This is a genomic window from Photorhabdus thracensis (assembly GCF_001010285.1).
In the GTDB taxonomy this organism is placed as follows: domain Bacteria; phylum Pseudomonadota; class Gammaproteobacteria; order Enterobacterales; family Enterobacteriaceae; genus Photorhabdus; species Photorhabdus temperata.
The window spans coordinates 2,037,800-2,063,710 of record NZ_CP011104.1 but is presented as its reverse complement, the minus strand read 5'-3'; the positions used below and the strand labels follow the sequence as shown (position 1 = coordinate 2,063,710).

17 protein-coding genes and 3 pseudogenes are annotated in these 25,911 nt (G+C 40.6%); 8 read left to right on the top strand and 12 right to left on the bottom strand.

The features are described 5' to 3' along the window. Nucleotides 1–49: 49 nt before the first annotated feature. From VY86_RS08775 to VY86_RS08745, 7 genes are all read right to left on the bottom strand, one after another. Complete coding sequence (locus VY86_RS08775) at nucleotides 50–916, bottom strand: 2OG-Fe(II)-dependent halogenase WelO5 family protein (protein ID WP_046974677.1); 867 nt, start codon at nucleotides 914–916, stop codon at nucleotides 50–52. 61 nt (nucleotides 917–977) lie between these two features. Beyond that, nucleotides 978–1,937 carry a fatty acid desaturase family protein gene (locus VY86_RS08770; RefSeq protein ID WP_228939991.1) on the bottom strand — a complete coding sequence of 320 codons (960 nt, stop codon included), beginning with the start codon at nucleotides 1,935–1,937 and terminating at the stop codon, nucleotides 978–980. Nucleotides 1,938–1,944: 7 nt separating this feature from the next. Next, entirely contained in the window at nucleotides 1,945–3,045 is a 1,101-nt protein-coding gene (locus VY86_RS08765) for an amidinotransferase (RefSeq protein WP_046974675.1), read from the bottom strand. Between the two features lie 691 nt (nucleotides 3,046–3,736). Next, entirely contained in the window at nucleotides 3,737–4,012 is a 276-nt protein-coding gene (locus VY86_RS08760; RefSeq protein ID WP_046974674.1) for a hypothetical protein, read from the bottom strand. 1,040 nt (nucleotides 4,013–5,052) lie between these two features. Next, nucleotides 5,053–5,355, bottom strand: coding sequence for a Cro/Cl family transcriptional regulator (locus VY86_RS08755; RefSeq protein ID WP_228940709.1), 303 nt, complete (start codon nucleotides 5,353–5,355; stop codon nucleotides 5,053–5,055). Nucleotides 5,356–6,189: 834 nt separating this feature from the next. Continuing rightward, a complete protein-coding gene (locus VY86_RS08750) occupies nucleotides 6,190–7,122 on the bottom strand; it encodes an alpha/beta hydrolase family protein (protein WP_046974672.1) in 933 nt (310 codons plus the stop codon). A 703-nt stretch (nucleotides 7,123–7,825) separates the two neighbouring features. Further along, nucleotides 7,826–8,935: an ISAs1 family transposase gene (locus tag VY86_RS08745; RefSeq protein ID WP_046974671.1), complete on the bottom strand. Its 1,110-nt coding sequence runs from the start codon at nucleotides 8,933–8,935 to the stop codon at nucleotides 7,826–7,828. Between the two features lie 30 nt (nucleotides 8,936–8,965). On the opposite strand from VY86_RS08745, the gene VY86_RS08740 reads away from it, so the two are divergent. The 7 genes and pseudogenes from VY86_RS08740 (at nucleotide 8,966) to VY86_RS08715 (ending at nucleotide 19,255) form a co-directional block, all read left to right on the top strand. Then, complete coding sequence (locus VY86_RS08740) at nucleotides 8,966–9,445, top strand: DNA-3-methyladenine glycosylase family protein (RefSeq protein ID WP_238591601.1); 480 nt, start codon at nucleotides 8,966–8,968, stop codon at nucleotides 9,443–9,445. Between the two features lie 156 nt (nucleotides 9,446–9,601). After that, nucleotides 9,602–10,831: a cytochrome P450 gene (locus VY86_RS08735; protein WP_046974670.1), complete on the top strand. Its 1,230-nt coding sequence runs from the start codon at nucleotides 9,602–9,604 to the stop codon at nucleotides 10,829–10,831. 472 nt (nucleotides 10,832–11,303) lie between these two features. Beyond that, nucleotides 11,304–11,390 carry an HTH-like domain-containing protein gene (locus VY86_RS26470; RefSeq protein ID WP_420800624.1) on the top strand — a complete coding sequence of 29 codons (87 nt, stop codon included), beginning with the start codon at nucleotides 11,304–11,306 and terminating at the stop codon, nucleotides 11,388–11,390. A 110-nt stretch (nucleotides 11,391–11,500) separates the two neighbouring features. Further along, nucleotides 11,501–13,915, top strand: a pseudogene (locus tag VY86_RS08730) (type I restriction-modification system subunit M). Further along, a complete protein-coding gene (locus tag VY86_RS08725; protein WP_238591600.1) occupies nucleotides 13,912–15,264 on the top strand; it encodes a restriction endonuclease subunit S in 1,353 nt (450 codons plus the stop codon). Before VY86_RS08730 ends, VY86_RS08725 begins: the two are co-directional and overlap by 4 nt. A gap of 179 nt (nucleotides 15,265–15,443) precedes the next feature. Beyond that, nucleotides 15,444–18,539: a type I restriction endonuclease subunit R gene (locus VY86_RS08720; RefSeq protein WP_046974669.1), complete on the top strand. Its 3,096-nt coding sequence runs from the start codon at nucleotides 15,444–15,446 to the stop codon at nucleotides 18,537–18,539. Continuing rightward, entirely contained in the window at nucleotides 18,539–19,255 is a 717-nt protein-coding gene (locus VY86_RS08715; RefSeq protein ID WP_046974668.1) for a M48 family metallopeptidase, read from the top strand. Before VY86_RS08720 ends, VY86_RS08715 begins: the two co-directional genes overlap by 1 nt. Nucleotides 19,256–19,765: 510 nt before the next feature. On the opposite strand, the gene VY86_RS08710 is transcribed toward VY86_RS08715, so the two are convergent. The 3 genes and pseudogenes from VY86_RS08710 to VY86_RS08700 all read right to left on the bottom strand — a co-directional run. Continuing rightward, a complete protein-coding gene (locus VY86_RS08710; protein WP_046974667.1) occupies nucleotides 19,766–20,191 on the bottom strand; it encodes a hypothetical protein in 426 nt (141 codons plus the stop codon). Further along, nucleotides 20,188–22,047: a DEAD/DEAH box helicase gene (locus VY86_RS08705; RefSeq protein WP_046974666.1), complete on the bottom strand. Its 1,860-nt coding sequence runs from the start codon at nucleotides 22,045–22,047 to the stop codon at nucleotides 20,188–20,190. The genes VY86_RS08710 and VY86_RS08705 overlap by 4 nt, the downstream gene beginning before the upstream one ends. 285 nt (nucleotides 22,048–22,332) lie before the next feature. Beyond that, nucleotides 22,333–22,968: pseudogene (locus VY86_RS08700) on the bottom strand (IS630 family transposase); the annotation flags it as partial. A 70-nt stretch (nucleotides 22,969–23,038) separates the two neighbouring features. Here VY86_RS08700 and VY86_RS08695 point away from each other — a divergent pair. Continuing rightward, nucleotides 23,039–24,043, top strand: coding sequence for an IS110 family RNA-guided transposase (locus VY86_RS08695; protein ID WP_046973747.1), 1,005 nt, complete (start codon nucleotides 23,039–23,041; stop codon nucleotides 24,041–24,043). A 270-nt stretch (nucleotides 24,044–24,313) separates the two neighbouring features. Here the strand turns inward: VY86_RS08695 and VY86_RS24050 are convergent. Together VY86_RS24050 and VY86_RS08685 are read right to left on the bottom strand one after the other, a co-directional pair. Next, nucleotides 24,314–24,662, bottom strand: a pseudogene (locus tag VY86_RS24050) (winged helix-turn-helix domain-containing protein); the annotation flags it as partial. Nucleotides 24,663–25,563: 901 nt separating this feature from the next. Next, complete coding sequence (locus VY86_RS08685; protein ID WP_046974663.1) at nucleotides 25,564–25,902, bottom strand: TA system toxin CbtA family protein; 339 nt, start codon at nucleotides 25,900–25,902, stop codon at nucleotides 25,564–25,566. Between the last annotated feature and the right edge of the window lie 9 nt (nucleotides 25,903–25,911).

The window sequence follows — 25,911 nt, the reverse complement described above, 5'->3', positions numbered from 1 at the left end:
TCCACTATGGTCAAATAGCTGTGAAAAGTTTTTAACGTCATGAACACACCTATGTCCACCAAATAAGATCACCATTTTGCTGTAATCCCATAAAACAGGTCACGAGTAAACGCCGTTCCGGTGAAAAGATAGCATTACCATTCAATACCGCATGGATTAAATTTCCATTCAGCAATAGCAAATCCCCCGCATCAATATTAATCACCATACTTGCATGATCTTCCAATAATTCAGATGGATATGGATAACCGCTGTAAGTTAAACCAACGGCACTACGTGATTGATCATCAGGCTGAATATTCCATACTTTTAATTGTCCCCCATTTTGGGGAACGTCAGCGTAAAAATTTACCGCCATAACACGATTAATTTGTTTGATCTCAAAATCACTCTGACGTGGATCACTCAACGGTGCAAGATCATCATGAGGTAATAAAAGGAATTCACCAAAGTTATTCCAATACACAATTTTTGCATTTCCCGCAGCAACACCATGATACATGGCAGGACGAATTACCGGTGAGTTATTACCACTAAAATGAGTTATTTGCTTAATGAAATGATCCATTGGATTGATTGTATCCTGAAACATCTCATTAATTGCCGAACGAAAATTTTCTGCTTCTTCTATATATTGACGGGTCTCTTTTTCAATATGAGATGCCCCAATAAAATACCCCTCAACACCATCAATACCCTCGCCGTAACGGGGAATGCGATCTGGAGAACGCCAAAAATTCTCAACTATTTTCTTTCTTTGTTCTGGTGGAAGAAAATGACGAACTCGACAAGCCGCAAGGTGACCATCCAAAAGGTCAGAAACCGCGTCCATTGATATATCGTTCGACGTTTCGTATACAATAAATTCTGATTCTGCCAGCTTTGTTCCTCTAATGCCGGATATTTCTTGCATCATAACAGACCCCCAATAGTAAATTTGTCGTGCTATCTATCAAACCTGTCGTGATTAACTGGGATTATTTTTGCTTTATAGATCTGTGCAACAGAGATCTACGTCTATGTAAAAAACCTAATATCGCAGGTACCGGACTAACAACCCTCTTCTGCGCAGCAAGCTGGGTTGAATATTTCCTGCGTAAATTAGGTAACAGTTTCCAGTGGGTGCCACCTGAGATATGATGCTCTTGATGATAGCCATCATTAAACATGAATAAATTATAGATACGTCCATAATAGCTCACTGAGTTTGCAAATCTGCTCTCCGGCTGAGCACCATAATGTTCGTAGTAGTTTTGAATATTAACCAAAACAAAGGCAAAATAGAGAGAAGGTAAATAACAAAATAAAGCCCATTTCCAAGACAGAGTGAATAAGATAATAATCCACGCCGCCTGGAACAATCTATCTAACCTCAATTGCCATAACTCTTTAACTCTATTGGTTCTGGCATTAGAAAGAAGTTTTTCATACCCATTATCAGCTTTACTAAGTGGTTTGTGCCAGATAAATAGAGACCAGCCCATACGAACAAAACTATTATAAAAGGTAGATGCTGCACCGAGGACAGAATAGTTCCAAAGAGTCGTATGCTCCCCAATTTCTTTGCCATTTATAAAGGTAGAAGAGGTATCCAAAGGTCCGCCTTCACCGACTCCCCGATCGTTATTATATTTGTGGTGATTACGAACATGGGACAGGTGATAAGACTGTACAGACTGCCCAATATTCATTGAATTCAGTATCGACACAAACATATTCATTACACGAGAAACGAACCAGGGAGTATGGGTGAAAAAATGTGATATCACTATTATGTTGTAAGTTGTCATCAATGTAAGAAGCACAATGTTGACCAACCACCCCATAATAGTGAAATGATCCCAATACATGACCAGTGTAACCGTGGCTACCGTATGCAAAATGCTTAATATAAACATAACTGCATCCCAAGCGGAATATTTCCAGATAGCCATCATTACTCTCCTAGTCAAGATAAGACTGTAAACTTCCGCGCCGCCTGACATCCACTGTTGCACAATGGAAGGAACCGCCGAAGGAGTTAAAATTCCTGAAATTACATGGAATCGGGGTAAAGCCCCAACGTTTCATCGCCGCGATCATAGGTTCATCCTGCTTTTCAACAATCACCCGCTTCTCATCCAACATCAGAATATTCATGTTGATCCATTTACTGGTCATATACAGAGGATGGTTGTCAGGAATAACCGGTTCAGGCGCATACAGCACATCCCATCCTTTAAACAGCTCAGGAACTTTTAACACCTTTTTCGGGTTAATTAATAGTTTCCCTGGCGCCATAGGAACAAATGTGGCATCAATGTGCATAGGACTATCATCATTAAATTCAAAAACATGAATACGATAATCATCACCTAAATGACGACGAAGCCATTCGATACCAAATTCATTCGTGACATGGCTTTTTTGCGCAATGATATCGCGCCCACACCGGATAAAATCCGCAGCATCAAATGTAGGTTCAAACTCGGTCACCGCAAGCGGAACACGATCCTTGCCATTAGGTTGATCCCATTCGAAATTATATTGTTCATCGATCAACTGTGGCTTTGGCCCAGAGCTCCATTTCGCGCCCTGTTTAAAGTAATCTTTAAGTAAAGTCTTATATGCCGTCGTTTCAAAATAGCGGGAGCGCCACGCCAGCGGGCATTCAATAATATCATCACCAATCACTAACAACACATCACGGGGCATTGCACAATATAGCCCGGTGCTGCTCCAACCTGGCGCACCAAATACCAGAGATTGATCCTGAGGTTCTGGCCGACGTACTGTTACCCCTTCGCTTTCAAGAATATGAACAAACTCTTCTAATTCCCTGGAAGCCGCTTCAATTTGCTCTTGTGGAAATGACCGGCCAGCATGGCGTTGAAAAGTAGCAACTTGATCTTCTGGTAGTACAGACTCCAGAGACATATGCCAGGAAGGGAATCTGGCGCCATCAACAACACCGACGATCACCTCTTCAAGAGGATCCCATTCGTTAAAAGAATTAACTGGGGAAGAAATTTTACTATCACGATCTATTAAATTTGAATCGAGCATGTCGTCTCCTGATATTTTAATACTATGTCGCCTTAAAACTGTAACAACTGTATTAATTGCGACCCTATCGCCATCAATGGTGACTTCTCAGAAAGAATTCAGTTTAAATATGAAGTAATGATTAATATGATGGCTCTACGCATCCCTACAGTTTGAAAAATTAAATGACTATGACTCTTTCAGGTTTAATAAGCCCGGAACTGAATTATAATTCTTTCATTAAAAACGGTAATACACAGTTAAAAATTTTATCTTTTCATCATAAAATATTAAATCATTGTGATAATATACAATAACAACATTATAATTCTACCGTGCTTTTACAAACCTAAAATGACGCTATAAATTTACCTGACAACAATAATATATAGACATTTAAATTTGTAAAGGCATTAGATTTAAGCACTGTGAAATAGAGCACATGTTATTGTTTGTCATATTATTATTTACTTATAAAATATTACCATGGGTAAATAAAGTAGGTTTTATTTATGAGATATTGTTGTTTTATTTCTACAATAATTAATTCCAATAGAGGAAGGTAGAGCGATAATATTATCGCTCTGCTTGTGGCTAAATATTCTTGGTAGAAAGAATATTTATGGTTTAGATAAAATTAGCTCTATTTTCTACCAGAAAGATGGCAAGTCTAATTTTTATTTGTAACAATTATTGTATTTGGAGAAACTATTTAACCAGAAAGACCAGAACTACTAGTTATAATTGACGTGATGATATTATCATTACCACTTTTTAAAATATCAAGTGTTATCGTCGCCTGATTATAATAAGCATTTACAAGAAGAACTAAAGCCCGCACATAATTATCACCTTTCAGATTAACGTCCAGAGTACAATCAGCACCTACAAATTTAAAAATAACTTTTCCATCTGATAATGTAGTACTAATTTCATCTATTGTACCGATATTATGGCCATTAACTATAGCTTGCTGTGTTTTCGTCATATCAAACTCCATAATGTCATTAAGTTATAAATAGACTTATATTACCCAAGATACAGAACAACAAACTGTTTACTTGTGGAATATAAGATAGAGGACACTTCTACTATAAAATCAGTATGCATTAATAGGTCATCTACGCATCAGATATAGTAGTTAGCATTTTTAATACTACATTAATACTTTATCTAACACATATAACTATAGATGCCATTCATACATTGTCAAATAAAGGTGATAGCTTAATTTAAAAATACGTCTACCTTGTCACAAAAAATAGAAATGCAGATCTTTCATATTAAATAACATTTCATAATTTTGCTACACATGGCCTTCTTCAACCCATTGTTATATATAGAATTATGAGTAGTATAAGATGTAGCGCTATTTTGGAATCTTATTTAAAACCTTAATGTATCATTAACTTCTTCCACATCTAACAGTTACATATATAAATGATAATAATATGGATATTTATTACCCTCCTTAAAAAGGTAAAATTATTGGTACAATCACAGAATCAAAAAATAAATTATAGAAATTATAATCGATGTATTGATCGTATAACTATATGCCGCTCTTCAGGTAATATTAATCATGACTCTCTACGTTTAGATTAAACTATACCCTTCATCTTTCAAGTTGCTGCTTTGTTGGCTGCTTTCACTTACCCCAGTCACATAGTTATCTATGCTCCCGGGGATGCGTTCACTTGCCGCCGCGCTGCGGCTTGAAATCTATTGGGTATAATAGTATGTAAAATAGAGATAGTTTAGTTTCTCTCTATATCATTATTACCACAGATAAATAAATTGCGTTTATTTATAAGATATTATTTATTTAATGCTATAACAATTAATTAAAATAGAAAAAGGCAGAACAATAATATTACCATTCTGCCTTTGGTTAAATGCATTTAGTAGAAAACATCTTTATGGTCTAAATAAAATCAGCTCTATTTGATTATATCGCTAAAACCAAATTCAGTTATTCTACAGAATATATTATTCCACGCACTCATTCAGAGATTTAATCAATACTTATTAAATCTCTACACCTACTATATATTTCAGCTTCATCAGCTTACTTTTCGCGATTTTTACCTTCACATCTAATTTTTCATGAAGAACACGTAAAAGAGACAGATAAAGCAGCACAATCTTATCTTTATCCTTATCACCATCAACCAGTAATAGATGGAAATCTTCAACCACGCCTAAAATATTCAGACTAACGATAACTGAACTGGGTGAAAGAATATCAATCCAGACCTTCTCTACTTTACCCACTTTCAGTTCATCATCTACAAGCAGCTCTTCATGTAACAGAATATCTTTCTTAATCATGATATAAACTCCGAGATTTAATGTAACTAATTGATAAATAACTTATATGGCGTCAGGATACAGACAATAAGCTATTCATTTTTGCAACATAAGATTGTGACCATTTTCACTAGAAAATAAGTGCCCATCAGGAATTTATCCAGCATTTAGATAATATATACAGCATTTTTGATGCCATATTAACGCTTTATCTAATACATATAACTATAGATGCCATTAATGTATTGTCAATAAAATACAAAAATAAATTTAATTATTTAAAATCAATATTTTATTACCAAACAAAAAATAAAAAAATATTTCACCATGAAATGAATGCAATATTTCAGTAATTTTTTCCAGCGACATAATGACAGATATCAATAATAATGAGGAATAACATGGATATTTACCCCTACTATATAAAAGATAAAATCGAGAAATGCATTTCAAAAACAACAAATAGCTCATAACATTTCAACATTATATTTTATAGAAATTACAAGCGGCCAACTAATCATGTGATGTTTTATTGGCAATATTATATATCACATCTCATTCTGTGATTATAACAAGAAGATAAAATAAAGATCATGCGATTGTTATATTATTAAATTGATTGCAGCCTATTAGTTATTATTTTGTTATTTATATCTATTTTCTCATTAAATACAATTATCTGTCGTAAGATAATTTCTTTGACTCAAAATAAATATGGAATTAACAACGAAGACAATCCCAAGATAATACTATTAAAACGTGGTATCAATATTAATTATACCACGCTTTATTACTGAACTCAGTTTGGCTTCCCTAACATGGAGACCTGACTAATCCCCTTTAAATCACAAACACTTATCCAGAAGCCCTGGATAACCAATTTCTGATGTCTTCAACAATAGGAGTAACTTGCAAAACATCCTCTCTATCTTTAAATCCATGGCTTAGTCCCGGGTATTGATAGAAGGTAATATTATCTTTCTTTAATTGCTCTTCCATTTCCATAGCTGCACTCACATTGACGGAATTATCATTCAATGTTTGAATAATCAAAATAGGTCTTTTCGTCTGACTTAATACTTTATATTGATTAATACCAAGCGAGACCTTCCACCAATTAACGCCATGATTACTCATTTCCAGCTCACCGGCATGATTACCGGCACGTATTTCTTTCTGGAACGCTCTAAATCCTTTAATAGCCTCATTAATATGTTCTGGTGGGACCTCACTCTTCATACTATGAATAACATCATCAGCGAAATATCGGCCACCCCCATTCAGCGCAATCGTTCTATCAATATAATTAACTTGTGATGTAATTAAATTGGCGACTACAGCCCCCTCACTTCCACCTAACATAATGATTTTATTATACTTACCTTGATTCTTCAGATAACCAATAATCTGAATATAATCCTTAACCCGCTGTTCTGGCGTATCTGATCTTATATAAGCCTTAGGACAATCCGAACGTTCCACCGCATCAGACCAGGGGAGAGAGGCATTAATACCATATTTCTCTACAGTCAAAACATCAGCATCCGGATAAATATCACTGAATGTCTCATTCACAAATTTATTATTAGCGATACTATTACAATCAGAACCTTGTATCAGTACCAATAAGTTTTTTCCCCCTCTTTGCTTGAGATAGTAAGTTATTTCACTACCATCATGCCGGAAAAACTGTTTATGCGTATCTGAGTAAACAGAGCTTATACAACATAAAAAAACCAGGACAGACGCCAGAATTCGCTGTCGTAAATTAAAACCGTATGCTTTCATTAATACCTCCTTTAGCTGACATATTAAAGACCACAAACTGGCAATATTGTTCCCTTCAGAAAAATTTTTAGAATTTGAAAGCAAGGTTCAGCGTTTTCTTACCCTAATCCCTAACTATAATTACTACACTATTGGCATATGAGAAAAAACAATCGCTGTGACATTCGAGATTTTTAAAATGAAAACCACTTTATCAACAAAAATCACATTACCCGATGATTATCATACCCACGATTTTTTCGCCTTTCACCAAAGGGATAAACAAAATATCGCTGAAATTGTCGAACAGAATCAGGTCAGAAAAGGGATCTGCTGGGATGGAAAACCGGCTGAATTAATCATAGCGATTGATTCGGCAATCGCACAGATACAACTCAATATTGATGGTAACACAATAACAAATGTGGACGATCGCCTGCCGGCTTTAGCCTCTCATATGTTAGGGCTTTTACAACCTGTTCATCTATTTGAGCTTTTATATAAAGAACATCCGATTATTGGTTCACTTATTTCCAGACAATCAGGTTTAAGAATTTATCAGTCAGCAACACCATTTGAAGCATTAAGCTGGGCTATTATTGGTCAACAAATCAGCGTCAGTGCTGCTATATCTATTCGCAGGCGATTTATTCAGGCAATAGGGGTTCAACATTCTTATGGGCTCTGGTGCTTCCCCAGGGCACGAGCATACTTTGACTGCTATTCATCCAAAGAAAACTCTTGCCCGATAATCATCGCACCAACCCGCTTTTTTAAGCTTGTTCCTTTGGCTCGGTGCCCCGCAATCGCATTGTTTGACCAGATTCAGGACGATACGACGGAATAAGGCCAGATTCTCAACTGCACCCTCCAGAACAATTCGTGAATCATCTTCTTTAAAGACCACATCAAGAATATAGTGCTGGATATTTTCAATCCGCCAATGCTGGCGAATATAATATCCCAGTGATTTATGCTTGGGCGAAAGGGAACTCACATAATAAGACGTGTCCACCGTTCCTTTGCCATTTTGTGTCCGGTGACGTTCTACGGCGATAATGCTACGAATGGTCGGCCATTTCTCGATTAATTCTGCCGTAAATTGGGGCTTTAACTGAAACACATAACGCTCTTCACGCCGGCCATGGGCTTCTTGCTTAACTTCCGTGATAATTTTTTCTTTACCGGCATCAAACACCGCCTGAAATTGCGATTGGACGGCTTCCCACAGATGGGGTTGATTTTTTTTCACCTGAACCACGACATGGGCTTTCTTTTCGCTGATTTTTTCCAGCGTTTGGCGCTGACAATGCAAAGCATCCAGCGTGACGATGCTGCCTTTCAGGTCAAGGATATCCAACATCTGCCGCACGATACTGATTTCCCCGTTTTTCGTGGCAGTGGCTTTCTGGCTCAGGACTAATCCTTGTTCCGTATCATATGCCGTGACCAGTTGGACGGCGTTTTGCTTTTCATTACGGTAGGCGCGTCGCAGAACTTTTCCATCGAAGGCAATGACCGGTTTCCCTGCCTGTTCACGTTGTTCATTGATCCAGTTGAGCAAAGCCTCCAACAGCGAATCAAGTTCAATAGCGCGCACAATTCTGGCAACCGTGTGTCGGCATGGTATTCCACTGAGAAAGGGGCGATATTTTTTCAGCCACGTAATTTTGGCCCGACCATAAGTTTCAATATCTTGCCAACCTTCAGCGCCAGCGAGAATGGCGCTGATGACAAGAAAAATAACATCAATCAGCTCGTATTGACGATTGATGTCAGAACGAGTTTCTTTCACAACGGTTAAATGTTCAATCAGGGTCTGGTTCGGATTCATGGGCGAGTATTAAAAAGAAAAATAAGGAGAATGAGATCATATAATTACGGTTCATTCAAGGGGGGGGGGGGTAAAAAAGTATGCTCGCGCCTTGGGTGCTTCCCAACCCCCAGACAAATAATCAACCGTTCAGAAGATGAATTGCGCCAATGTGGATTTTCTGTCAGCAAAGCCAAAGCGCTACTTCTTTTAAGCCAATTAATTGAATCTGGCGAATTAACATTAGAAATCTCTGATAGTGAACAAAATATTCAACAACTAACACACCATCTGCTGGCGATAAAAGGCATTGGTATGTGGACCATTAATTATGCCCTATTGCGGGGATTTAATTACCTGAACGGTTCATTACATGGTGATGTCGCAGTAAGACGTAATATCCAGAGGCTAATCAACCAAAATGAGAAAATTTCCGCGGAACAAGCAGAAAAATGGCTGGCAAATTTCGCTCCCTGGAAAGCCCTGTTAGCTGCACATTTATGGCGACAAGAGTCAAGTGCGGGGTATTGATGTTGGTTGTCAGTTTTTACTTGGCAGGTGTTGCTCTGCGGCTCACAGCAGATACCAAAAATTGCAAAACTGCTTCCACTTTCATGAAACCTTACTTTACTTAAACATAAATAATGATAGATATAACCGTTTAATTCAGAGGAGGAAGGCACTTTCATGAAGATTGCAACTAAAAATAAGATACGATTTAACCCTGCTTCTCCAACATTTTCTCAGAATTTGTATCAAATCTATCAGCATATGCAACAACATCAGCCTATCTTGCGGCTTGGACACACTTGGGTGCTCACTCGTTATCAGGATGTCAGCTATGCGATGAAAGAACCTCGCTTAGGTAACGCTGATATTCTACAGCATTTGCTGACTGAGCTTCAGCGCCAACAAATAATGCTAAACCAACCACTACAAAACTTATTACAGAGGTCTTTACTGTTCAAGGAGGGGAATGCCCACCATGTGCATAGGAAGGCATTACAGTCACTGTTCAGCGGCACATGCTACCAATCGCTAAAGCAACTGATTCAAGAGGAAATAATACTGGTTGTTCAAGCGCTAAAGGGGAACAGCCAATTTGATGGTATCGCGCAGTTAGCCAATCTGATTTGGCCCCGCACTTTTGCTCGTTGGCTTAACCTGACAAGTGAACAGCAGGAGATTATCGCTCAAGAAAAGCAAAGTATCCGTCTATTGTTGGACCCCAGCGAGATTACATTTGCCAGCCTGCAATCGATGATGAAGGCAATGAAAACATTAGATGATCTCTTCAACCAGTTGTTGAACATGCATTTTGCAGGCCGAGAATCGCCGTTTTTTACAGCCCTCTCATTAGGGTATCACCAAGACCATGATGCATTGAGACACTTCTTCAGTGCAGATTGCATCACGATCGTAATAGGCGGAAGTGAAACGGGCGAGGCGCTTATTGGTAACCTGATTCAGGAGGTAGCAATGGACGCAACCCTTCAACAACGTCTCCGTGAGGATCCGGCATTGATACGACTTGCCGTTCAGGAAACCATGCGCTATGAGTCACCTCTACAAATGGCGCGCCGTACTGTTCTTAAGCCTATATCGTTCCACGGTAGAACACTGGAAGAAGGGGATAGCGTATTATTGTGTATCGGGGCAGCAAATCGTGATGAACAACAATTCAATGACGCAGGACGTTTTATTATGGGAAGAAAAAACGGTCAGCGACATTTGGGATTTGGTGTTGGTATACACCAGTGTATTGGGCAATCACTGGCTCAATTTCAAGCGGAAAGTACATGTGAAGCTATGCTACGTATTTTGCCGCCATTTGTCATAGCCGCACCAGGGCAGTGGCAACAAAATAACCGAATGTTGCGAGCACTGGATGTGTTGCCGCTAACGACTTCTATTTGAAAGGATAGGTATCACTATCAGAGATATAGTTATCCATAGGCAGGAACTATCTATAGGGTGAAGCTATTATCTTGAGTTTTGCATCAGTCATCGTTCATCACGGGATATATAATGCTATAAATTGGCATAACTCAGTCCGATTGGGGTGATGTTTTCTTTATTAGCTATTGATCAGCGCTCAAACCGGATTGAGTCCTCTTAAGTGATCTATTATTTGACGCAGCTATTTAGAACGACCCGACAATATAGTTCGCCTATCCCCAGGGGGCAACCTAACGAAACATTCTCTTCTCTTCAACCCTATGTATAGACACTTCTTGATATCCAGCCTTTTTTTATCTAATTTAGCTAGATTATCTATTACTCCTGTATTATCAGGTGCAATACAAGCGAACAAGGAATCTATAACAGCATAAAAACTCCCCCTTGCAGAATCTCCTCACAATCAATACACCGTAGAAGTGCATTTTAAATGCTGAAGTACACCAATGAGCTTAAGCATGTTACTGCCAAAGACTTTTGTGAAGGAGTGGACTTACTCCAAAGCTTTGGTAAATAATTCAGTAAGATGTGCAATTTAACCCTGTGTTTAAAAGCTGCATTCCTCAAAACTGAGTTACTGTAAACGTACAAACTAGCTGCAACGAAAAGAATTTAACGGACACAACAATGGCAATCAAAAAGTCTGAACTCTATTCCTCCCTTTGGGCCTCCTGCGACGAACTGCGTGGTGGAATGGACGCCAGCCAGTACAAAGACTATGTGCTCACCCTTTTGTTCATGAAATATGTCTCTGACAAATACAAAGGCAATCCCTATGGTATGATCGTGGTGCCTAAGGGAGCCTCCTTTGACGATATGGTGGCACTGAAGGGCGATAAAGAGATCGGCGATAAGATTAATAAAATTATCAATGCACTCGCCGAAGAAAATGCTCTGAAAGGTGTTATTGATGTTGCGGACTTCAACGATGAAGACCGGCTTGGCAAAGATAAGGAAATAATCGATCGCCTGTCTAAGCTGATCGGGATTTTTGAAGGTCTTGACCTTTCAGCCAACCGTGCAGATGGCGACGATCTACTGGGCGATGCCTATGAATATCTGATGCGCCACTTCGCGACAGAATCAGGGAAAAGCAAAGGACAATTTTATACTCCGGCAGAAGTCTCACGTATTCTGGCCAAGGTTCTTGGCATCAATGCCAACACACCTCAGGATGCAACGGTCTACGATCCCACCTGTGGTTCCGGTTCTCTATTGTTAAAAGCCAGCGATGAAGCCCCCCGCGGATTGTCGATCTTCGGTCAGGAGATGGATAACGCTACCAGTGCTTTGGCACGCATGAATATGATTCTACATGACAATACCACCGCAAAAATCTGGAAGGGCAACACCATCAGCGATCCACAGTGAAAAGACGCCAACGGTAAACTCAAGACCTTTGACTTTGCGGTAGCTAACCCACCTTTCTCCAACAAAAATTGGACCAGTGGGATTAACCCAAAAGAAGATGAATTTGACCGTTTTACCTGGGGAATTCCACCGGAGAAGAACGGCGACTACACCTTTTTACTGCATATCATTAAAAGTCTGAAAAGCACTGGTAAAGGCGCGGTTATTCTGCCGCATGGCGTGCTATTCCGTGGTAATGCAGAAGCGCGTATCCGCGAAAACCTGCTTAAACAGGGCTATATCAAAGGCATCATTGGCCTGCCTGCCAACCTGTTCTACGGTACCGGTATCCCAGCCTGCATCATCGTGATTGATAAAGAGCATGCACACAGTCGCAAAAGCATTTTTATGATTGATGCCAGCAAAGGCTTTATGAAAGATGGCAACAAAAACCGTCTGCGTAGTCAGGACATTCACAAAATTGTGGATGTCTTCAATCACCAGCGAGAACTGCCACGTTTTAGCTGCATGGTGTCGTTGAGCGAGATTGCTGATAACGATTATAACCTAAATATTCCGCGTTATATCGACTCCAGCGAACCAGAAGATTTGCACGATCTCAGTGCCCATCTGCAAGGTGGAATACCAAACCGTGATATTGATGCGCTACAGCATTACTGGCAGGTATTCCCAAGCATCCGCGCTACTTTGTTTAGCGATGCCCGCGAAGGCTATAGTCAGGCGCTAATCGCTGCCAATAAGATCAAATCGACCATTCTGGAACATCAGGAGTTTAAAGATTTCGCTGCCCGCAGCCTGCTGCCTTTCAAATCCTGGATCGCTCAAGTTGCATTGCAGGAGATCCGCAAGGGCGATAATCCCAAGCAGTTGATTGATGAAACCTCTGAAGTGCTGCTAGAAAAGTACGCCAATACCGATCTGCTAGACAAATACAATGTCTATCAGATTTTGATGGACTACTGGACAGATACCATGCAAGACGATATCTATGTGCTGATACAGGATGGCTGGTGTGCAGGTAAAGTGCTGCGTGAACTGATAACGAAGAAAGGTGAAAAACTGAAGGAAGCCCCAGATTTGGTTATCAATAAAATTAAATATAAAGCAGAGCTTATCCCACCAGAGTTGATCGTCACGCATTATTTCCAGCAACAGCAGGACCACATCAACCAACTTCAAGCGGATATGGATACTGCCACACAAGAACTAGAAAGCTTTATCGAAGAGCACTCCAGTGATGACGGCTTACTGAATGATGCTCTGTACGACAAAGACAAAGTGACCAAAGCCAGCGTTGCCGCTCGCTTGAAAGTGACCGACGATCAAGAAGAAAAAGCGGTGCTTAAACAGGCTAAATCTCTGTTTGAACAGGAAGCCGATGCCAAAAAAGCGCTCAAAGAAGCACAGGACAAGCTGGATATTGCCGTGGTTAAGCGTTACCCCACTTTGACAGACGACGAAATCAAGATGTTAGTCGTACAAGATAAATGGCTGTCGACTCTGCAAGACAATATCAAAGCCGAAATTGAGCATATTATCCAACAGTTGGCTAACCGGGTTAAAGAGTTGGAAGAACGCTACGTCGAACCGCTTCCAGAGTTAACACAATCTGTTGAGACACTCAGTAGCAAAGTCGCCAAGCATCTCAAAACAATGGGGCTGACGTGGTGATAGCGGTAGATAAAGATCAAGTTGTGGAAATGAATGAGCAAAACGCACCGAAGCAGGATATTCCTGTTGGTTATAAACAAACAGAAATAGGGATGATTCCAGAGGATTGGAAGGTCATTGATTTCGGAGATTTATTTGAAACCCAATTTTCTAAGAAGGAAATCAAAGCAAATGAACTTGTATCATTTGTAGGAATGCAAGACGTCAGCGAAAATGCGCAGTTAATTAATTATTGGACTATTCCATATTCCCAATTAAAAACAGGACTCACCTATTTTGAACGAGGGGATGTACTTGTCGCGAAAATTACTCCATGTTTCGAAAATGGAAAAGGGTGTATTTCTGATAAAATAACGGAAGAAATAGGATATGGGAGTACGGAATTTCATGTTTTAAGGGCTCATGAAAAATCTGATTCTAAGTTTATCTATTATATTACAACTAAAAATAAATTTAGATTTGATTTACAATCTGAAATGATAGGGAGTGCCGGCCATCGCAGAGTGCCTCTTTCTGCAATTCATGCCTATAAAATACCTTGCCCACTGACTAAAGAAGAACAAACCGCTATCGCCAACGCCCTATCCGATGTCGATACCCTACTTAATGAACTGGAAAAACTGATCGCCAAAAAACAAGCCATCAAAACCGCTACCATGCAGCAACTGCTGACTGGTAAAACCCGTTTGCCACAGTTTGCTTTACGTGAGGATGGTACGGCTAAGGGTTATAAAGCCAGTGAGTTGGGAGAACTACCCGAAGACTGGGAGATTGTAAATTTCTCATCTATTGCAATGCTGAGAAATGACAGAATTAATCCAAAAATAAATGGTGCTGGGGATTATTGCATTGAACTTGAACACATAGGGCAAGGTACAGGCGAAATAGAAGGTTCAACAGAAACTTCTATTTCATCATCTATAAAAAACATCTTTTCCAAAGACGATATTCTTTTCGGGAAACTTAGAGCTTATTTAAAAAAATATTGGAAGGCTACACAAGATGGGGTTTGCTCAACCGAAATCTGGGTACTAAAGGCTGCCCCTCAAAAATCGACGTCTGAGTTTATTTTTCAAACAGTGCAAACTGAACGATTTATAGAGGTTGCTTCTGAGGCATATGGCACACATATGCCAAGAGCTGACTGGAAAATAGTCAAAGAATTTCAGTTAGCAATACCTTTATTACAAGAACAAACCGCCATCGCCACTATCCTTTCCGATATGGACGAGGAAATTCAATCCTTGCGGCAACGTCTGGACAAAACCCGTCAAATTAAGCAAGGGATGATGCAGGAACTGCTGACGGGGAAAACACGTCTGGTTAAGCCAACGCAGCAAAGGAATTAGGCTACTTCAAAGATGAACTGGCAGAGGCCGATCAGCAAGTAAAAGGCGTGATCATTGTACTGGAGGATGATATACGCCTGTGCCGCACATTAAACGTGGCGAATGATATTGATTTTTATCGTTACCAGGTTAGTTTCAAATTAATGAAGGATTAAGCACACAACGTAAAGGAGAGCGGTATGTCAGTGGTAGGCCAGCGTGAAAAGGTAACACAGGATCGGCTTATAGGTTTTTTCCAGCACGATCTTGGTTACCGCTATTTGGGGAATTGGCAGGACAGAGATGACAATAAAAATATCGATATTGGCCTGCTGACCAAATGGCTAAAAAAACGTGGTGTCAGTAATGCTTTAATCACCAAAACCATCCGTCAGCTGGATATCGCTGCTGCCCTGGGCGAAGGTAAGAAGCTTTATTACGCCAATAAGGATGTCTATCGCTTACTGCGTTACGGTGTAAAAGACAAAGAAGGTGCCGGAGAGCAAAATCAAACTGTCTGGCTTATCGACTGGCAAAATCCGCAAGCCAATGATTTTGCCATTGCAGAAGAAGTTTCCATCAAAGGTGAGAATAAAAAACGTCCGGATATCGTGATTTACGTCAACGGTATCGCGCTGGGTGTGCTGGAGCTAAAGCGTTCCTCAGTAAATCTGAGTAAGGGCATTCGCCAAAACCTGGATAATCAGAAAAAAGATTTTATCCGCAATTTCTTTACCACTATGCAGCTCGTTATGGCGGGTAATGACACTCAGGGATTACGTTACGGCACCATTGAAACACCGGAGAAATACTATCTTGAATGGAAAGAGGATATAGAAAATCCCTATCCATCCAAGCTGGATTTTCATTTAAGTCGTATCTGCAATAAATCACGTTTCCTACAAATTATTCATGACTTTATTGTGTTTGATGCCGGGGTGAAGAAAACCTGCCGGCACAATCAATATTTTGGTATTCAGTCAGCAAAACAGCATATCGCGCGACGCGAAGGCGGTATTATTTGGCATACCCAGGGGTCAGGCAAAAGCCTGACGATGGTCTGGCTAGCTAAATGGATCCGGGAAAACGTGCAAGATTCCAGAGTACTGATCATCACCGATCGTACTGAGCTGGATGAACAAATCGAAAAAGTATTCACCGGCGTTGAAGAAGAGATCTATCGCACCAAAAGTGGCGCTGACTTGATTGCTACACTGAATCAGCCTAACCCCTGGCTGGTCTGCTCACTGGTGCATAAATTTGGCCGCCGAAGTGATTCCGAAGACAATGCGGCTACAGAAGCATTTATTGCCGAGTTAAAACAATCTCTCACCAACGAATTCCGCCCAAAAGGTGACTTATTTATCTTCGTAGATGAATGTCATCGTACCCAATCGGGTAAATTACACGAGGCGATGAAATCCATTCTTCCGGATTCCATGTTTATCGGTTTTACCGGTACGCCACTGATGAAAAAAGATAAGAAAAAATCAGTGGAAGTATTTGGACCTTATATTCATACCTATAAATTCGATGAGGCAGTTGCCGACGGAATAGTTTTAGATCTGCGCTATGAAGCGCGGGATATTGACCAACACATCACCTCACAGAAAAAAGTCGATGACTGGTTCGAAGCCAAAACCAGTGGTTTGTCGAATCTGGCTAAAACCCAACTGAAGCAAAAATGGGGTTCAATGCAGAAACTCCTGTCCAGCAAATCACGCTTAGAGCAAATCGTTAACGATATTCTGCTGGACATGGATACTCGTCCCAGATTAATGGATGGCCGGGGTAATGCCCTGTTGGTATGTTCCAGTGTTTATCAAGCTTGCAAAGCTTATGAGATGTTGAGCAGAAGTGATCTGTCTGGAAAGGTAGCCATTGTCACCAGTTTTCAGCCAACACCATCCAGCATCAAAGGCGAAGAAACTGGCGCAGGCCTGACGGAAAAACTCTTTAAATACGATATCTATCGTAAAATGTTGGCTAACTATTTCGAACAAAGTGAGAACGAAGCTGCCAGACGTATTGAAGAGTTTGAAAAGGAAGTCAAAAAACGTTTTATCGACGAACCTGGCCAGATGCGTTTGCTGATCGTGGTGGATAAACTGCTCACCGGTTTTGATGCACCTCCAGCCACTTATTTGTATATCGACAAAAAAATGGCCGATCACAACCTGTTCCAAGCTATATGTCGCGTTAACCGTCTGGATGGTGATGATAAAGAATACGGCTATATCATCGACTACAAAGACCTGTTTCGCTCATTGGATAAAGCTATCACCGATTATACCGCCGGGGCTTTTGATGGCTATGACAAAGAAGATGTGGCTGGATTACTTAAGGACCGACTGGAGCAAGCAAGGTTTGATCTGGAAAATGCCCTAGAAATGGTCCGAAGCTTGTGCGAACCGGTGAAAGAGCCACGCCATACGCAAGACTATACCCATTATTTTTGCGGTGAATCAGGCCTGAATCAGGACGAATTAACCGAGAAGGAAGCATTACGACTGACACTGTACCAAAATGTCGCCAGATTACTTCGGGCCTTTGCCAATATTGCCAATGAGATGCCCAATGCAGGCTACTCTGCCGCAGATATTGAGAAAGTACGGGCAGAGGTGGCGCATTACGAAAAAGTGCGTGTTGAGGTGAAACTGGCCAGTGGTGATCTGCTAGATATGAAGCGCTTTGAGCCTGCTATGCGCCATCTGCTTGATATGTATATTCGCGCAGATGACAGTAAGGTGCTGATGGACTTTGAAGAATTGAGTCTGATTGAGCTTATTGTTGAGAAAGGCGCTGATGCGTTAGATGAGCTGCCTGAGGATATTCGTAACAATCAAGAATCGATGGCCGAAACCATCGAAAACAACGTGCGCAGAACCATCGTTGATGAAAACGCGGTTAACCCCAAATACTACGACAGAATGTCGGTATTGCTGAACGAGCTGATCACGCTACGTCGGCAACAGGCCATTGATTACAAAGTGTACCTCCAATACATCATAGAGCTTGCAAAACAGGTGGTTCGCCCAGGGCAAAGCAACAAGGCTTCTTATCCTCCCTCAATGGATACACAAGCAAAGCGAGCCTTTTACGATAACTTTGGTCAGGATGAAGTTCTAGCAACCAAAATCGACAGCACAATTCGTTACACCAAAAAAGCAGATTGGGTAGGGGATCGTTTTAAAGAGCGCGAAATCGCCAATGCCGTTCGCGAAGAAACAGCCAGCTATAATGTTGATATACCTAGCATCATGGAGCTGGCTAAAGCACAAAAGGATTACCATTAATGCCAACCATGCAGATTGGACCGTTCAATTTACAGTTAAATCGCAAAGCGATTAAAAATCTGCATATCAGTGTATTACCCCCTGATGGACGGGTACGCGTATCTGCGCCTGAACATATGACAGAAACCGCCATACGTATGGCGGTGATTTCACGTATCCCCTGGATTAAAAAGCAACAACGTCATTTTCTTAACCAGCCCCGACAATCCGAGCGGGAAATGGTTAGCGGTGAATCTCACTATCTCTGGGGACGTCGATACAGGTTGAGTGTACAGGAACGTATTGGCCGCCATGAAATTAACATGGCTGGAAATAACAAAATGTTAATGTACGTGAATCCAGGAACCACTTTAGAAAAAAAGACGTTAGTGTTGTCTGAGTTCTACCGTCAAGAAATCAAAATTCGAATAGAAAAGCTGTTAACACAATGGGTGTCACGAGTAGGGGTTCCACTTCCCAATTGGGGAGTAAAAAAGATGAAAACAAAATGGGGAACCTGTAACACAGAAACCAAGCGCATTTGGCTTAACCTTGAGTTGGCCAAGAAACCGCCCGAGTGTCTTGAATACATCTTGGTGCATGAGCTGGTACACCTTCTGGAGCGACATCATAACGATCATTTCCGTGCTCATATGAATCGGCTAATACCTAATTGGCGTGAACATCGGGATTTGCTCAACAATATGCCATTGGCTTTTGATAGTTGGGAATATTAAGGCATTACAACTTAATATTCCCAGCGATCTATTTCTGCCCAATCTAAGAAGCAGCTATGGGACAAATTCTGCATCAGTGCGCCATAACAACAGAGGCAATACTATACCCAATAGATTTCAAGTTGCAGCGCGGCGGCAAGTGAACGCATCCCCAGGAGCATAGATAACGATGTGACTGGGGTAAGTGAAAACAGCCAACAAAGCAGCAATTTGAAAGATGAAGGGTATATTATGATTGGTATAATTCAGCCTATTTGGTGATTTTTGACGATTGAGCCGTCTACCATTTTGAGGCATTATTCAGTAAACCCGATAAATATCACCGGATGTTACAATGCGTTTTTTTAACATCAAGGTATCATGATGGTTTTCGGAATGATGAAGGGTTCCTATGAACCTGCCGCTCATTGGCAAAAGAAAATAAATAGTACATTCTGCCCTCAATTAATGGGTCTTCTTTCATTTTTATTACAATTTTTGGATCCTCCTTCCATCCTCATTAGCGCATATTTAACAAACAAGTTTTAGCTTAGGGTAAACAATACTTCGGAACTCAACCGGAATTTTTTCTTTAATATCTGCTAATATTTTCTTGTCTGCCCCGATAACCTCTATAAGCTCATTAATAATAGATTCTAGTTTCTCCGTTCTATCCCATTGAACTTTATAAACTCCCGAATTTATCTTTTGCTCTACCCTCTGTAATTGTTTATTTTCTTTATATACATATTTCATTCTAATAATATTCATTTCGTTATCTATATTTTCTTTATAGGTGATAATCATATGAATATCATTAAATTTCTTAATGGTTTCAATGCTATCGTATTCACTCTCAAAAATAGCAGTTATGAGCTCATCAGGTTGAACACCTCTCACTAAACAAAAAGCTACCATTCTTTCTATAATCTCGTTTATTTTTAATGAGTCGCTCATCGTATCATCCTCTTAACTTCTTCAAGTATCCCCGATATTGCATCTATTGATTTTAGCAATGTTTTATTATCTCGATCCCTAACAACCCCATATATCTTAGATAATTTGCTATTAATGAAGCGAACAACAATACCATCATTAGCATCTGTTGTCTTCAGATTAGGAATATAGCGATTAAAAATATGATAGAGTTCAGAATTTTTTTCATCAATACCATTTTCAATCAGAAGATTAGCAACCTCATCCTGTACCCGAGTCATTAAGATTTGTCGTATCATTTTTCTTGCTTGTGCAGGCCGCTTTTCTATCAACTCAGGGTCTATCACTTTAGCAGCTTTCCGAGTTTCTTCTTCCGCAAGAGAATCTTTCAATTTTTCAAGTACATCGGGAGGTATTTTCACTCCTGATTGAATAATTTTATTTATATTTTCAGATACTGACTCATTTATCTCTGCTCTCTTCCTCTCAAATAATTCATTAAAATCTATATCATCAAGATACGAATCTTTATCACTAATAAAAACACCTTCACTATTCACACTAGCTAATGAATTTTCTCTCTCAATATATTCCCTATCACTGAATGTATATTCTCGGATACTTCTTCTTTTAGCTCTATCCACTTCCTTTTGAAATGCATTCCACATTGTGTTCAGTCCAATTTCTTCGTGGAATATTACTAATCCATTATTATCAATTTCAAAGGCTTTTATTTCATCATCAGGTATTGCACGTAATATTCTACCAACCACTTGTGCAAATGCATTAAGACTTCTATATGGTCTGAATATAGCCAGAATACTTAAATATTTATGATCATACCCCTCCATCAGCATATTAACTGAGATTACAACATCACATTGATGATTTTCAATATTTCTAAAAGCTCTACGCAATTCATCAGAAGCCATTTCACTATGAACAATAATAGAATTTAATCCCTTTTCTTTATACCAATGATATAAGTCTTCTGCGTGAGAAATACTACAACCTACAGCTAATATTTTATGTGGTACTTTGCTAGATAATTTTTTTAATTCATTTAATTTTGATATGCTATATTCAATAACATCTTTTGAGCACTCCTCCGATAGAGCAACACTTTTCTCTATCCACTCTTTATCTTTAAATGCTAACACTTCTTCCTTTGATAATTTAACTTCCTCGTTTTCTTTTATAGAAAAATACAGCTCATGAGCATTAACCGTCTCTTTTCTTAACCATTTTACATACTTATTTTTCATAACCTCTGAAAGAGGAGTTTCATGTATTTTTTCTCCAGGAATTTCTTGATTATCACCTCGATATGGTGTTCCTGTAACATGAAGTATTTTAGCTTCGCGGAAATATCCTAAAACCTCACGCCAACTCTGTGCAGGGGCATGGTGAGCCTCATCAATAATAATAAAATCAAAAAAATCCTGCGGAACTCTGCTTATTAAACTTGTCTCACGATTACTTGACACTCGATGTATATTAGAGTAAACAATATGACTGGCAAACAAATGCTCATCACTTATATCTTGAAGATATTCATTCACCACAGGAATATCTTTACTACTAAATATAACATCACAATTTATCCAAAAATTATCCTCTAACACTTCTTGCGTTTTTCGTATACTATCTTTAGTAACAAGCCCAGGAGTTATGATAAGAACTCTTTTATTTGATACTCCATATGGTGCAATAGAAATTAAACCGCTTTTTCCTGTACCTGTAGGTAGCACTACTAACGCTTCTTTATTATATGGCTGACTAAAATAGTCTCTAATTTTGATATATGCTTCAATTTGAGGTATTCTTAACTTCCTATTTCCCTCAATATTAACCGCTGTGTCGAAAAAATAAGACATAGATGTTCCTTTTATTCCAACAATTACATTTCAATATAACCACCATTAAATACACATTCATTTAAAATAGTCTATGTAGTATGGAAAAAATCGTGATTAATATCACAAACCTTATAACTTAGCAGCTCAATAAATTAATTTTCATCTTTTTTGCTAATTATCTCATTTACGTTATCTATTTCAATGAAAACATAATAATATCTTACAGTATATAATTTTCTGAATAATTCTATTATTTAATAAGGTGAAAGTGTAATTATAAGGACATTACATATTTATACCCGCTTAACTTGAAGATGCAGGATTCAGAACCTGGAAGTTGTCATTAATACGACACGACAAGTTGCCAGCAAGTTCCGGTAATATTTCCGTAAAAAAGCGATGTATTGCCTGCCTGAACAAGGTCGTCGAGGCGAAATAATGGTTATTTCTGACTTGTTCATTCATCACCTTCCACAGCCTTTCTATTGGGTTCAGATTCGGGCTGTATGACGGTAAGTAATGAAGGCCAATATTCATTACATAAGCCCAGTCTTTCACCAGCCTACTCCGGTGGTAACCGGCTCCGTCAAGGATAATATGAACCTTCTGACTGACCGGATAGGTTTCACGCAGGGCAATGAAAAACTCTGCTATGTGATAACTGTCGATACGGTCATACTCGCGTACTACCGTTTGACTGATATCGGCCAGATTCAGGGCTCCCATCAGGTTCAGACGGGTACGGCTTCCCGTTGTTTTCACCGCGGTTTTCTGGCCTTGGCGCATCCAGCCATAAGCCAGTTTCGTCCCCTGCGTAGGATGGACGCCATCAATGAACAGGATGGGCTCATTGTCTCCAGCTTCCTGCTTCAGTTTCCCGTAGGTTTCCATAAAGGCCCGTTGCTGCTCCGCATTGAACTTGTGTGGCACGCCGGTCGGTTAATGAGATGGTCACCCCCACCCTGTGAGAGGTACGCTAGCAGGGTATTTTATTTTAGAGGGAACCATCATGCAAAACGTTACGCTTATTGGTATCGATCTCGGTAAACATTCCTTCCATGTCCACTGTCAGGACAGGCAGGGTAACGCCCTGCTGCGTAAGAAGTTTTCCCGCACTCAGCTTATTAATTTTCTCGGTTCCTGCAAGGCTGCAACCGTAGTGATGGAGTCCTGCGGTGGGGCGCACTTTATGGCTCGCCGGATCGCTGATTTAGGCCATGAGGCAAAGCTGATTTCTCCGCAGTTCGTCCGTCCTTTTGTTAAGAGTAACAAGAACGATTTTGTCGATGCTGAAGCTATCTGCGAGGCAGCTTCCCGGCCCTCCATGCGCTTTGTGCCCCCCCGCACAGAAGACCAACAGGCGATGGCCGCCCTCCATCGCGTCAGAGACTCACTGATACGGCAACGCGTTAAAACCACCAATCAGATGCACGCTTTTTTGCTGGAGTTCGGCGTCAGTCTGCCGCGCGGTATTGCCGTGATACGACGTCTGGCCGCTGTGCTGGAAGAAAATGACTTTCCGCCTTATCTGGCAAGGGTTCTGAGCAGACTCCACAGTCATTATGTTTACCTCAGCGGAGAAATTGAGGAAGTCGATAAGGAACTGAAAACGCATCTGGCGGAAGATGAAACCGCGCAACGCCTGCTGACCATTCCTGGCGTTGGGCCGGTAACGGCGAGTCTGTTAGCCATGCGGCTGGGGGACGGTAAAAACTATGCCAGCAGCCGTGACTTTGCGGCTTCAACAGGGCTGGTTCCCCGCCAGTACAGCACGGGTGGAAAAACGACACTGATGGGCATCAGCAAGCGGGGTGATAAAAATCTGAGGCGGCTGCTGGTACAGTGTGCCAGGGTCTTTATGCAGCGGCTGGAGCATAATCCAGGGCGTCTGGCAGAGTGGGTGAACAGGCAGCTTGCCCGCCATCACTCGAACGTTGTGGCGTGCGCGCTGGCGAATAAACTGGCACGAATAGCCTGGGCCGTTACGGCACATCAGACGGTGTTCATTAAATAAAAGAGCCAACGAAAAACTGCGTTAGCTCAGTAAGTTAAGCAGTTACCATCTGGTTTTGCGACGACAGATAATTGATGACATGAACGGCATATCGGCCTGCTGATGAACCTGATATAAAAAATGGCTCTCTGAAGCCGACCGGTTTTTAAGGTTCGGCAGGCACGGAACTCATCGTGGCGCGGGCATGACTGCTCACCAGACGCCGAATAGATTTACGCAAGCCCACCATACATCAAAATTTGTGTTGCAAAAACGGGGGTGACCATAGATTTTATAACTGAATCCATTGTGGTGCAGCCATTTATTCATGCCGGGAACGGTGTAACTGATATCCCACCTTTCTTTGACAAGACGGATAACAGCCTGTGTGGTGGGCAGAAGATTCGCGGTCAGATAAGCGATAAGTTCCTGAGTCTGTGTTTCGTTGAGATGGCTCTGAGAGCCGCCATTTTCGGGCTTCAGTTTGCGGTGATTAAGGTAATCGCTGATATGACGATGAACGGTCGTTTCATGAAGACGCAGGGCCTGAGCGAATCACTGAACTCCAGCCCTCAGAGGCCAGCAGGACCGCTTTGATGCGATCACTCTCTCTCTTATCACGGCAGGTGTGATGGAGGTGTTAATGTAAAGCTGAACATATTTCCCTTATCTCTGCGCCCGGTGTCCTCCTGATACGTTATCCGGAGATAAGAATGAGCAAGATTGATATTCACAACGATAAGTTTGTAGATATGGTGCTCATTACTGAACTGACAGGGTTATCAGATAAGTGGTTTTACAAAATGGTTCAATACAGACAATTTCTTTCTCTAGTACCGCTCCTGATTTTTATTATAGCTTCCTTCCTTATTTGATTGTATAAAATTTTATACCACTGCGAACAAAATTGCAAATGAAGAATTGAAGGAATTTGAAGCCTAGCGAGGAGAAAATGTGCGATAAGTATATTTCAGGCCACTGACAAGCCTCTCTATTTCAAACGAAGCCCTATGTTGCCCAAGCCATACGCAGGCACTATAAATGGTTTATGTCACAACAGCATGAAAGAACCGCGTGTCTAAGGCAAAGGCTGATCCAATCCAAGCATTGCAAGAGTGCTCAACCAAATACTGGCGAATGAAGAGCCCAAAGTTGTTATTAATCCACGGTTTCTGACATGGAGAAGCTTGGTCGCGATTTGAAACTGTCTTCTCTCAAACATTATGTTGAGGCGACTGGCAGTAAGTTGTGTCTCGATATCGAGTTGCCCTACAAGTACGTATTACAGATTCAAAGGAAAAATGGGTAATATTGGATAAACTACAGTCATATCTATGACGGTTAGTTATGTAAAAACTTTTCAATAGATGAAACGCAATTACCGCTTCATTTATTGCGCGAGTGAGGGAAATTTATCGTGCGCGGCATCATGCTTTCTATTCGTAGCGTTTGTTTAAAGACCTTTAAAAGCAAACACGCCCACCACAAATGGCAGGCGCATTATGCCAGTAGGAAAGGATGTAGAAGTTGACTCGTAAGATTCAGCGTTTCGAAAGATTATAGCTTTGTCGTAACAGACCCGTTGCCTGTCGTGCCCGCAAAATGTCTACAGCCCGAAGATAAGGCGATTGTTCCTGCCAGCTAAATCCCCTGCGATCGATACGAACCAGTTCGTATTTTTCCACCAGAAAGTTAACGGCATCAGCCAATGTAATACCGGCGTTGATATGCTCCTGAATAACGGTTTCATCACTGAAAGGCGTGTCGTTCAGCGTCAGGCCATAGTGTTGCTCCAGCAGGCGTGTAAGTAGAGTTTGCCAGACAAGCACAGGCGGCGGGCATGGCTTCGCCACCCGCTGATTTGCAGGAAAAGTTGTCATAGGGATTCT